Source organism: Burkholderia sp. Ac-20345 (assembly GCF_017104825.1).
Lineage (GTDB): Bacteria > Pseudomonadota > Gammaproteobacteria > Burkholderiales > Burkholderiaceae > Burkholderia > Burkholderia lata_B.
In genome coordinates, this window is sequence record NZ_JAAGPO010000007.1 from 115,086 (window position 1) to 124,627 (window position 9,542).

Annotated in this window: 16 protein-coding genes; 1 reads left to right on the top strand and 15 read right to left on the bottom strand. The window is 62.3% G+C overall.

What is annotated here, in order from left to right; translation table 11 throughout:
- Positions 1–151 precede the first annotated feature (151 nt).
- The 15 genes from G3O06_RS05305 to G3O06_RS05375 all read right to left on the bottom strand — a co-directional run bounded on the left by G3O06_RS05305 (position 152) and on the right by G3O06_RS05375 (position 9,220).
- Complete coding sequence (locus G3O06_RS05305) at positions 152–988, bottom strand: slipin family protein (RefSeq protein ID WP_205815290.1); 837 nt, start codon at positions 986–988, stop codon at positions 152–154.
- A gap of 61 nt (positions 989–1,049) precedes the next feature.
- A complete protein-coding gene (locus G3O06_RS05310; RefSeq protein WP_205815291.1) occupies positions 1,050–2,213 on the bottom strand; it encodes a hypothetical protein in 1,164 nt (387 codons plus the stop codon).
- Between the two features lie 80 nt (positions 2,214–2,293).
- The gene (locus tag G3O06_RS05315) at positions 2,294–2,674 is read right to left on the bottom strand and encodes a hypothetical protein (RefSeq protein ID WP_205815292.1); all 381 of its coding nucleotides are present in this window, start codon (positions 2,672–2,674) and stop codon (positions 2,294–2,296) included.
- A 26-nt stretch (positions 2,675–2,700) separates the two neighbouring features.
- On the bottom strand, positions 2,701–3,678 hold the full coding sequence (locus tag G3O06_RS05320) for a hypothetical protein (RefSeq protein ID WP_205815293.1): 978 nt from the start codon (positions 3,676–3,678) through the stop codon (positions 2,701–2,703).
- A 25-nt stretch (positions 3,679–3,703) separates the two neighbouring features.
- Positions 3,704–4,141: a hypothetical protein gene (locus G3O06_RS05325; protein ID WP_205815294.1), complete on the bottom strand. Its 438-nt coding sequence runs from the start codon at positions 4,139–4,141 to the stop codon at positions 3,704–3,706.
- A 2-nt stretch (positions 4,142–4,143) separates the two neighbouring features.
- Positions 4,144–4,599 (bottom strand): hypothetical protein, encoded by a 456-nt coding sequence (locus tag G3O06_RS05330; RefSeq protein ID WP_205815295.1) that lies wholly within the window; start codon positions 4,597–4,599, stop codon positions 4,144–4,146.
- A complete protein-coding gene (locus tag G3O06_RS05335) occupies positions 4,596–5,051 on the bottom strand; it encodes a hypothetical protein (protein ID WP_205815296.1) in 456 nt (151 codons plus the stop codon). Before G3O06_RS05335 ends, G3O06_RS05330 begins: the two co-directional genes overlap by 4 nt.
- 97 nt (positions 5,052–5,148) lie before the next feature.
- Positions 5,149–5,571 carry a hypothetical protein gene (locus tag G3O06_RS05340; RefSeq protein ID WP_205815297.1) on the bottom strand — a complete coding sequence of 141 codons (423 nt, stop codon included), beginning with the start codon at positions 5,569–5,571 and terminating at the stop codon, positions 5,149–5,151.
- Positions 5,572–5,608: 37 nt separating this feature from the next.
- Positions 5,609–6,145 carry a hypothetical protein gene (locus G3O06_RS05345; RefSeq protein ID WP_205815298.1) on the bottom strand — a complete coding sequence of 179 codons (537 nt, stop codon included), beginning with the start codon at positions 6,143–6,145 and terminating at the stop codon, positions 5,609–5,611.
- Positions 6,146–6,198: 53 nt separating this feature from the next.
- Entirely contained in the window at positions 6,199–6,801 is a 603-nt protein-coding gene (locus tag G3O06_RS05350) for a hypothetical protein (RefSeq protein WP_205815299.1), read from the bottom strand.
- A gap of 38 nt (positions 6,802–6,839) precedes the next feature.
- A complete protein-coding gene (locus G3O06_RS05355) occupies positions 6,840–7,277 on the bottom strand; it encodes a hypothetical protein (protein ID WP_205815300.1) in 438 nt (145 codons plus the stop codon).
- Positions 7,278–7,314: 37 nt separating this feature from the next.
- Positions 7,315–7,848, bottom strand: coding sequence for a hypothetical protein (locus G3O06_RS05360; protein WP_205815301.1), 534 nt, complete (start codon positions 7,846–7,848; stop codon positions 7,315–7,317).
- An 87-nt stretch (positions 7,849–7,935) separates the two neighbouring features.
- A complete protein-coding gene (locus G3O06_RS05365) occupies positions 7,936–8,442 on the bottom strand; it encodes a hypothetical protein (protein ID WP_205815302.1) in 507 nt (168 codons plus the stop codon).
- Between the two features lie 233 nt (positions 8,443–8,675).
- The gene (locus G3O06_RS05370; protein ID WP_205815303.1) at positions 8,676–8,978 is read right to left on the bottom strand and encodes a hypothetical protein; all 303 of its coding nucleotides are present in this window, start codon (positions 8,976–8,978) and stop codon (positions 8,676–8,678) included.
- A 38-nt stretch (positions 8,979–9,016) separates the two neighbouring features.
- The gene (locus G3O06_RS05375) at positions 9,017–9,220 is read right to left on the bottom strand and encodes a hypothetical protein (protein ID WP_205815304.1); all 204 of its coding nucleotides are present in this window, start codon (positions 9,218–9,220) and stop codon (positions 9,017–9,019) included.
- A 52-nt stretch (positions 9,221–9,272) separates the two neighbouring features.
- Between G3O06_RS05375 and G3O06_RS05380 the strand changes: the two genes are divergently transcribed.
- Positions 9,273–9,527, top strand: coding sequence for a hypothetical protein (locus G3O06_RS05380; protein ID WP_176000196.1), 255 nt, complete (start codon positions 9,273–9,275; stop codon positions 9,525–9,527).
- Positions 9,528–9,542: the final 15 nt, after the last annotated feature.

Below are 9,542 nucleotides of genomic sequence, written 5' to 3' on the forward strand. Positions count from 1 at the left end.
GCCGCGACGGTCTTGTCCGCTTGCTAGGGGCCACTCTCTTCCTATGCGGTCACCGTGCTGCGGGCGCTGCAGCGGAACGGGTATCCGAAGGCCTGACGGAGCCCCACTCTCGCCTCTTAGTCACGGCCCTACCGTCAAAGCGCCTCCCCGATCAGCTCGCGGCCGGCTCCGTGCGGCTCGCTTGCCCCATCTGGTCCGCCAGCGCCTTCGCGATCGCGGCTGCGCTGAGCCCGCTGCTGTTGGTCGGCAACAGGGTCTCCTGCGCCACCGGGAAGATGATCACGCTGTTCTGTTCGGCGCCGATCTCCTTGAGCGTAGCCAGCGTGCGCAGGGTGATCGCGGCGGGGTTCTTGGCCAGGATATCAGCCGCTTGGCTCAGCTTTTGCGCCGCCTCGTATTCGCCCGATGCAGTGATCACGCGGGCGCGGCGGCCGCGCTCGGCTTCCGCTTCCTGCGCCATCGCACGGATCATCGTCGCATCGAGATCCACGCTGCGGATTTCGACGTGATCGACGCGGATGCCCCACGCTTTCGAACGCTCCTCGATCGTCGCTTTGAGTGCGTCGTTCAGCTTCGCCTGCTGGGACAGCAGTTCGTCGAGCTTGTGCTGGCCGATCGTCGAACGCAGCGTGATCTGGGCCAGTTGGCTGATTGCGCCTGCGTAGTCGCGCAGATCCAGCAGCGCCTTCCTGGCGTCCGTCACCTGGTAATAGGTGATCGCATCGACCTTGACCGAAACGTTGTCGCTCGTGATCACGTCCTGCGGATTGATGTTCGTCGCCGTGATCCGGATGTCCACCTTTGACATGGTCTGCAGCAGCGGGAGCAGAAGGGTCAGCCCCGGTTCCGCGACGTGGCTGAACTTGCCGAGAGTCAGCACAACGCCGCGCTCGAATTGCCCCACGACGCGCAGGCAGTTCGTCACGAATACGGCGATTGCGATGACCGCGATGATCCACAGGAAATTTCCGGCGATAAATTCGAACATAGATACCTCGACACTCGTTACAGAAAAATGTTTTGCACATCGGGCGTGCAGGTTTAGAACGTTAGGAAGCCTGCAGGCCCCATGTTCCGACGTCGGTACCGGGCAATGCCATGCAACCGTGGCCTGCGCAGTACCCCCAGGAAACGCACCGATGGCACGGGGAGGACGGCGCCGATGACGCCGCTGGATCGCCGCCGGCTGGCCGTACGGTGCTTTTGCCGCACAGGTCCGACTCGCACATACCGGCTCCCGCTTGCTCGCCCTCCCCGCTCTGCGGCGCGGCCATCGCCGTCAGTTTGCCGGAGAAGATGGCGGTGCCTCGCTCCTCGAGGTCTTTCATGAGCGCGTCGAGATCGGGCCAGTTGAAATTGAGACGACACGCGCCGAGCAGGCGGATCACCTCCAGCGCCCACAATGCAGGATCCTCGGGTGTGGCGTCCGCGTGCGCACGCAAGCACGCGATCATGTCCTTGGTCGAAAGCTGGTCGTGCAGCGCCTTCCAGAGACGTTCGAGATGAACGCGGTTGGTGATACCGTCGTTCGGCGAGAACTCGTCCAGCAGCCTCGCGGCCTGGCGCGTGCACACATCCTTTCGATCGAATTCCGTGGTGCTGTTCAGCAGCCAGCGCAGCGCATTGATGCCACCGAAAACACCGCTGGCGAGATCCTTGCGCGATTCGGCGCCGACTTTCGAGGCTTCGGTCACGTTGAACGCGATGAAGTGATCGTGCCCGCCGTTTTCGGCCCGGCATTGGCACGGGCGCCGCGGTGTGTGTTCGCAGCTCATACCCGCCTGGATCAGAGCCGGGGAACAATGCACCCACTGGCCTGCCGGTGCTGCCATCTGCGCGTTCGAGTCGACCAACGGGCGCGGCATCCAGTGCGTCGCTGCCTGGCAGATTTCCGGCTGATCGTCCGGCGATTCGTAGGAGTTCTCGTTGAGCGAGTCCGCTTTCACGTCGAAAAACTGCTCGCCGTCGAAGTCCACGCCCTCGGTGTAGATCAGTACGCGGGGATACCTGTCGGAGTCCGGGAGGCCGACCGTCAGGCGGCACCATCCTACGCTCAGCGTGCGGTCAGCATCTTCGCTGGCCGTCTCAGGCGCGGTGCGCTCGTAGACTTCGAGCGCGCGGTCGCGCAGCTCGTGATCGTCGTAGGTCTTGGCGATCGCGTACAACGCGCTGCGCGCTTCGGCGAGCAGCGTCACGATGTTGCTATTCGACATGGGGTTCCTTCCGGGGCGGTGGGATTGCCCCGTTCTGCGGCCACTCTACCGAACGAGCCTCCCGGTTCAAGTCTCGGCAATCAACCGACCTGGGTTTTACGACCGCGCCGCCACAGTTTGGCGGGATTTCGGTCGGCGATCGTCACGCCGTCTCGTTCGAGTACGCACCGGGTCTTTCCGGTGTCAAGGTCCGTGACCAGCCACTTGCCTCTGGACAGCGCCGTGACGCGCGTGCGCGGATACCGAGCCTCGATTGCAATGCGGCGCCGCTCGGCGCGAATTGCCATGAAGGTAACAACCGGCCTCGCCAAGATTCCAAGCAGGACGAAAAGCACCAGCGGGCCGACGAGTAAAGCACCAGTAATCTCCAGTGCGGATTTTGCGGAATGCCCCATGTACGTGGCAATACCGAACGTGGCGATAGCCTCCAGCAGTCCCCACAGTGCAATTTCTACTAACATGCCTGACCTCCTGATGGAAAATTGCTTCAGACCACGAACACTTCATGCTCGGCCAGCTTTTCGAGGCCGAGCAGCGAGTAATAGGCCTCGTCGACCTCCGCCACGTCTGCGCCGATGGAAGTGACCTCGCTGCCGTCGGCCGCGAAGATCGTCGTGTACCCGCTCCCATCGTCCTTGTTGAAGCTGCGCCCACGAAAGAAGCAGGCAAGAATCGTCGGCATGCCGGGGTGCTCGAGCAGCGCGTAGCTGGGCCACGCGTCGATTTGGTCGGCCTGCGCAGCAGGCTCTTCCGGATCGCAGGCGTTGAAGATTCGATCCGTTTCATTCCAGACATACAGACGAACAAAGCCGGCTTCACGACTTCCTTCCGGCGCCTGAAGGTTCCACCAGTCGCAGAGATAGCGGACAGCCGGATGGGCCTCGTAGTCCTGCTTGTCGCGAGATCGCAGACGGCTTTGCTCGAGGAGGTCGATGGCGACCTCGAGCACTTGGTAGGGACCGGCGACGGTCTGGTTGGCGCGCACCGTATCCAGGCCCGGTCGCTCGGCGCGCTTGGCGGCCGAGACGCGCGTGCCGTCGAAATCTGCGACGCTGCGTAGATCCACGCCTGCCAGATGCTTGAGAACCCCGGTGCGCTTCGGATGATCCGGGTTGTTCCAGATCCCCCACAGCCATTCGTTGCCGCGGTGCAGGAACACGAATTTCTGGCCGACTGAGCTTTCCGGGCTCGATGCGATCGCGTCGTCGAGCGAGGCGGCGTCGATGTCCGATTCCTTCTTCCACGTCCCGTACATCTCGTTCTGGTCGAGCCTGCGCAAGATCTCGATGCCTCGTTCGACCTCATCCGGCTCAACGAACTTGCCTGCGAACGTGACATGGAACGAGGAGCGCATCTCGCGCATAGCGACGCCGGTCACGCGGCCGTCCGGCAGTTCGCGCAGCACGAGTTCCGGATACCCGGGAAATTCTTCGGGAGCGCTGCTCGCCGTATTGGATTCCTGCATGGAATTCTCCAGTGAGGTTTGGGGACTACGACAGGCTGGACGGGGTATCGTGGGTTTTCCAGCGAGCCATCGGCGCCTTGTCCAGATCCGCCCGTACGTCGAAGATGTTGGCGAACAGCGCATCGGCGAGCTTGTTGCGGAACGTATCCGGGTAACCGTGCCAACCGTGCTCCGTGACGGCTTTCTTGACCGCCAGTGCCGGCGTGTATCCTGTTGCGTCGTTTTCGATCCGACCGTCATGGAAGACAAGCGCGATGCTATGCATCCGCAGGTACCTGAGCATCCGGTCTACGAAGTCGGGCACTAGATCCACCAGAGCCTCTTGCCGCAGGCGATTCAACTGTTCAGCGGTCAGGTCCGTGCATGGATCGGTCAGCTTTGCACGGATTGCCATGTTGAGCCGATTGCGCTCGGCGACGAGTTCGTCGAGACTCTGTTCCGGAATGGATTGCTGCGCGCTCATGATCAGCCTCGCTGGTTTTGGTGGGAAGCGATGCTGATATGCGAGAACGTGCCGCGCCCGTAGGCGATCTGGACAGACCATGCCAGCACGAACGTCACGAGCGTTATCCCGAGAGAACCGAACCAGATCTGCTGCGTGATCGCCTCGGGTATTCCGCCGAACCACGTTACGGCCGGCGGGCAGTTCCGCGTCAGCAACCCGTTCAGCGGATCGAGTGCGTCGTCGATCGCATTGCCGACTCCGAGCAGCGTGACTGCACCTTCGCGCAACAGCACATCGTGTACGGCGTTCCGCGGGATTCGCCCGATCATGGGCAGGGCGAACAGCGGCAGACCGACAATCCACATGATCACCGTGCAGATCGCGTCAAAGCGCGCGACCCACCGCGGCTTGCGCTTCTTTGGCGCCACTCTTACGGGCGCGAACCCGTTGTCGGTTTGTAACGCGCTCCGATTCATGCGTCGCTCCCGTAGTAGCCAATCGACTCGTCCATCTTCGGCTCGATGACCGGTTGCCAGTAACCGCCGTAGGCATCGCAGTCGATCGCGGTAGTGATGCCGTATTGGCCAATGCTGACGAAGCACTTCTTGGTGCTTCCGGACCAGAGCACGGACAGCGGCACCGGACGGGCGTCGAGGTCGCCGGTCCAATGCCAATACCGGCCCTGTTCTTTCGGCGGTTCCTTCGTCCATGCGAACGCGGGCACGTCAACGTTGGCCGTCGCGCGACCGAACTGGACGCCGCGCGAAAATCCCGCGTCGAAATCGAATTCGGCTGAATCGCCCGGTTTTGCGCCGTAGTCGCGCAGCGCCATCTTCTGGGCGTCATCGTCGGAACGGATCACCCCGGTCCGCGTGAGCCCCCATGACGGCATGAGCTGTGCACCGGCCGGCGGGCCGTTCGTTTCCATTCCATTGCTTGCTTTTGCATTCGACATCGGAACCTCCATCAGATCGTGCCGCCAGTCATGTCTTGTCGTGAGTCACCGTGACCATGCCGTTCGTGGTCTATCGATTGCGGCTGGGCGACACGGTTTCGAGGTGCTCTTTCATCTGGTCGAGCAGGAGCCTCGCATTGTTGTCGCCGCTCAACCTCGTGTCCTCGGTGTCTTCGTCCGGGACATGAAGATCCTTTTCGTACACTTGGCAGAGCCAGCCGCCTGGATACAGGGCATAGCCGGTCGCAATGAGCCTGTCTTTGCCGGTCGAGATCTCGACGATCTGGCTGAAGTGCTGCGGCGTCTCGCGTTTCAGCAGCCAGCGGCGCGGGCTCAGGAAGCTTGCAGGTGCTTCCTTGAGTCCGAACCCTTGCCCCAGGATATTGATCGTGAACTGCAAGCCGAGGATGTGCTCGGTCGAGTAGTCCCATCGGCCGAGCGCGACCCGCCGCGCAATACCGCGTGGGCTGAAGTTGTGCATGACGTGGTTCATGGTCGTTGCTCCGCTAGCGAGGACGAGTGTCGGACGGTCACTCAGCACAGGTAATGCGGGCGGTGCCTTCAATCTTCACGCCGTCGAGCGAGCACCTTTGGCGCTCGGTACCGGCCATGTCGCGGTTCGCGCCGACGACCTTGGTCGCGGGCGCGCTGGCGGCACTTGCCGCGCCGGCCACGCCGGCGGTGGCAGTCACGTCGGGAGCCTTCGGGCCGGTCACGATGACGGCTTGGCGCTGACCTTCCTTCAGGACGATGACGATCGGCGCATCCGCGGGCGTCCGGTACAGGACATACTCCATGCGGCCCTTCTGAGCCACTTCCTGGAAGAGCGCCAGGCGATTCTTGCCATCCTCGTCCTGGAGCAGCACCTGCGGGCGCGGAAGGATGGGGCCGTGACCGAATACGAGATGGATGCTGCCGTCGGGGCTCGTGACCGCGTTCGGACGCAGCTCGTCGGCGCCGGCGATCGCGAAAGTCTGCGGGATCGGCTGGCCAGCAGTGCGCGTGACCGGTTCGGCATTCGCAACGCCGACCACCGCCAGCAGCGCCAAGATGAGAGTCCTCTTCATGGATTTGATTTCCTGATCGGATGGGTTGAATGAATGGCTCTGCCGATCGCCGATTAAGCTGACGGCTTGCGCTCGGACAGGCGGGTCTCGCGCACCAGCCCAGTGAACAGGCTCCAGCCGATGCCTGCGCATCCAAGCAGCCAGATGATCTTTCCGATGATCATCCACACGTTGACCGCATGCAGATCCATCTGGACCTGGTCGATCCTGATCGGCACCGGCGTCTCTTTACACGGAACGTCCTTGCCCGTCCGCGCATGCGGCGTCATGTCCAGATATGAGGTGCGCCAATTCACGTCGTCGGCAAGCAGGCGATCGTGAGCGACGGACCACGCCAAATGATCACTCTGGTCAACGTTCCAGCGGCACACGACCTGGTAGTCCGTGAGCGTCTGGAGTTCCCGGAATACGGTCGGTACCGTGATGCGCGGAACTGCGACCGTCGCGTTGGAATCCACATACACGCCGAGAAATAGCGCAACGGATGCGAGGTAGGCGATGCCGGCGCGTCGCTTCGTTGCCGAGGACATCGACGGTGCCCGCTTGAGCAGCAGTGCGTACGCGAGAAGCGGCCCAAGCATCATCATGATGACGACAGGGACATCCAACGCCAGCAGGTGCGGCCCTTGGATCAGGATGGTCCAGAAGTTGTGCATGTGATTTCTCTTTCTTGTGATTGGTGGCACAAGGTCGGCTACGCCGCCTTGCGGGCCGACTTGCGACGGTCCTCGTCGCTCCGCTCCCGGACCCATGCTTCGATCTTCGGCAGCAGCGCGGACAGATCCTCGCCGTACAACCACTCCGTTCCGTAGTGGCCCCAGCTGAATCCGTAACTGTTGCTGTCGTCGCCCTCGAAGTACTCACGCACCGGCGTGGCGACGCTGACGAGCAGCCCCGTCAGACTCTTGTCCAGCACGTATTCGACGAATTCATCCGTCTCCATCCGAAGCGCCTTCTTGCCGGGAACACCCACGGCCTTCGCGATCTCGACCAGTTCTTCGTCGATCGCATCCCGGAAAACCGGCGGCAGCGAATCGTGCTGGACGATCGTGCCGAGGTGGAATATCCCTTCGAACCGCCATTCGTTTTCACGCGCCGAGCCGGTGATCTGCTCGTTGATCTTCTTGGTCATGGTCGTGTCTCCGCTTCGGATGGAGTTTCGGGGCCGCTTACAGGCCGCCGTTCTGGATCAGGTACTTCAGCGCGTCCTGATTGCCGGCCGCTGCCGCGCGACGCATGAGCTCGAAGCCCTTCGCCTTCACCTGGGAAGCCGACATCGACGGATCGATCTTGAGGATCGCGCGCTCGGGGTGCTCGACGCGGCTCATCAGGCGACCGACCAAGAACATCGCCGTCGGCTCACCCGCGTCGGCTTCCTGCTTGAGGAGGCCCGGGTAATCCTTCCGGTAGTGCAAAGCGAGCCAGGTGCCCGCCGCGCGGTTGCCGGACTGCATAGCCGTTTCCATGGCCGGGCGCATGTGATTGAATTCGGTCGACTGAAGCCAACCTCCGATCGGACCGCTGGGACCGGACATCAAAAACACCGCAGCGGCAGCGCCCACGGCCAGCGCGAGGTGCTTCAGGCGCGAGCGCATTACCGGATCCGGATTGAGCAGAAACGGGGTGCTCTCCGGCCATGTGAGTGCCGCGGCGAGGTTACGGCGCTCGAGATGCAGTTCCTTGATACGTTCGTTACGGGTCATCGATTTCTCCGAAAGATCCAAACTTGCGCCGCGAGCCCCTCCAATTCGGACATCAGGCATGGGACTCGCTGGCGCCTCCATACAGCATCACTGCTGTTCGGTTGCCAGTCGCTCAAGCGCGTCGCGCAGCGTCTCGACCGGGTAGGAAGCAATCGTTCGGTCGGTAGATTCGACCCAGACGCGGATCAAGTGTGTGGCGACCTTTGCGTCGTGCATGCTCACCCCCTCGAAATGCCCCGGATCGATCGCATCCTCGAAAACCGCCTTACGCGGGCCAGACGCCCACATCAGCTTCGGCTTGCGCTCGGGGACCAGCCAGAAGGTCCACACCACCCCTTCCGCCTCGGCCACGTCGAATTGCGCACAGGCTCCCGCCGGGAGCTCCTTGAGCGCGGCGGTCAGGTCCGCGATCGCCGTTTCGAATGCTTCCATCGCAAGCTGGCTGGCCTGCTCGTAGATGTAGGCTGGCTCCATCGGCTGGATGATCCGGCCCCACGCCCGCTTCAATTCCTGACGGGAAATCCCCGGCATGATGCGCCCCACGGCTGAACACGTCGGCGCAAGAGCGCGCAATCGACGCGGCAGACTGGCCATAGACCCTTCTCTGCCTTGTAGCCGAACATTCTAGGGAGATCGATTCTTGTCAGGAATCTTGAATCGTGACCTATCAGGGAGGTCTTTCCGTGGGATCGACGCCAAAAAAGTCTTTCGGCCGCGTCAAGCACAGCCAGGTCTCGGCGTTCCGCGCCATGCGCACGGTGCCCTACGATATCGCCGGATATGACCGGCAAGATCGCGATCGAGGCTCGGAAGAATCGGCCTATGTGTCAGGCGGCGAGCGCGATCGCGCGGGGATTCACAATCGCGGTTGCGACGCCGGGGTTCTTGCGCTCGAGCGAGCACATCGCGCGCCGGACGCGGCGCAAGGCGATATCGCGAGCGATGCTCTTCGAGAGGTGAATGCCCCAACCCATGTCGCGGAACAGTTCTTCGCGATCGGCAAGATCATCCTTGCGAATCTCGATGATGCGGGCCATCTCCTGGCCGATGTCCTTGCGCATCCACTGGAGCGCGTAGCGGCCGTTCTCGCGGATCATTCGGCGGGCGATGCGATACTGGTTCTTGTTCATGGTCGGGACTCGCTGGAAGGGATCGTACTGGTGCGCGGTCAGCTACGGCCGGCTGCAGCCACACGGGCGGCCGTCTTGAACGCGCCGAAGGATTCCTGCAGGTTGCACTGCCAGGCGCCGGTCGCGCGGCCTTCGCAGAAAGCGACACCCTGCGCGACTGCGTAATCGAAATGCGAGCCGAGCACACGGCGAGCGATCTCCTCGCTCATTTCCTCGTGCCAGTAACAGACCTCGTTGGACATCGCAGTTTTCCCCGTGATTGGCAGCAGCACACTTGCATGACCAATACTAGCGATGTCGCCCTTCGTTTCAAGCCAGCACGTAGATCGTCCCTATGCGGTCTTCCTGCACGTCCACCGATCCATTACTTTCCTATCGGCTATTTCGGAACTCGTCGTGGGCGGCCACAACGAACGCTGCGATCGCCGCATCACCTTGAAAATGGCCAATGCGCAAGCCATTCTCGGATCCGTCATCGGCAAAGATCTCGCCAGCGCAATTCGAGCGCCATGGAAGCGTACGGACGTCCTCGGCGATCGCCGCGTGTAAAGATTTGATCTTCGC

Coding starts and splice junctions, on each gene's coding strand:
- G3O06_RS05360 (WP_205815301.1), bottom strand. CDS start 7,848: ATGACCCGTAACGAACGTATCAAGGAACTGCATCTCGAGCGCCGTAAC.
- G3O06_RS05365 (WP_205815302.1), bottom strand. CDS start 8,442: ATGGCCAGTCTGCCGCGTCGATTGCGCGCTCTTGCGCCGACGTGTTCA.
- G3O06_RS05310 (WP_205815291.1), bottom strand. CDS start 2,213: ATGTCGAATAGCAACATCGTGACGCTGCTCGCCGAAGCGCGCAGCGCG.
- G3O06_RS05335 (WP_205815296.1), bottom strand. CDS start 5,051: ATGGAAACGAACGGCCCGCCGGCCGGTGCACAGCTCATGCCGTCATGG.
- G3O06_RS05315 (WP_205815292.1), bottom strand. CDS start 2,674: ATGTTAGTAGAAATTGCACTGTGGGGACTGCTGGAGGCTATCGCCACG.
- G3O06_RS05345 (WP_205815298.1), bottom strand. CDS start 6,145: ATGAAGAGGACTCTCATCTTGGCGCTGCTGGCGGTGGTCGGCGTTGCG.
- G3O06_RS05320 (WP_205815293.1), bottom strand. CDS start 3,678: ATGCAGGAATCCAATACGGCGAGCAGCGCTCCCGAAGAATTTCCCGGG.
- G3O06_RS05380 (WP_176000196.1), top strand. CDS start 9,273: ATGTCGCCCTTCGTTTCAAGCCAGCACGTAGATCGTCCCTATGCGGTC.
- G3O06_RS05305 (WP_205815290.1), bottom strand. CDS start 988: ATGTTCGAATTTATCGCCGGAAATTTCCTGTGGATCATCGCGGTCATC.
- G3O06_RS05350 (WP_205815299.1), bottom strand. CDS start 6,801: ATGCACAACTTCTGGACCATCCTGATCCAAGGGCCGCACCTGCTGGCG.
- G3O06_RS05355 (WP_205815300.1), bottom strand. CDS start 7,277: ATGACCAAGAAGATCAACGAGCAGATCACCGGCTCGGCGCGTGAAAAC.
- G3O06_RS05325 (WP_205815294.1), bottom strand. CDS start 4,141: ATGAGCGCGCAGCAATCCATTCCGGAACAGAGTCTCGACGAACTCGTC.
- G3O06_RS05340 (WP_205815297.1), bottom strand. CDS start 5,571: ATGAACCACGTCATGCACAACTTCAGCCCACGCGGTATTGCGCGGCGG.
- G3O06_RS05370 (WP_205815303.1), bottom strand. CDS start 8,978: ATGAACAAGAACCAGTATCGCATCGCCCGCCGAATGATCCGCGAGAAC.
- G3O06_RS05375 (WP_205815304.1), bottom strand. CDS start 9,220: ATGTCCAACGAGGTCTGTTACTGGCACGAGGAAATGAGCGAGGAGATC.
- G3O06_RS05330 (WP_205815295.1), bottom strand. CDS start 4,599: ATGAATCGGAGCGCGTTACAAACCGACAACGGGTTCGCGCCCGTAAGA.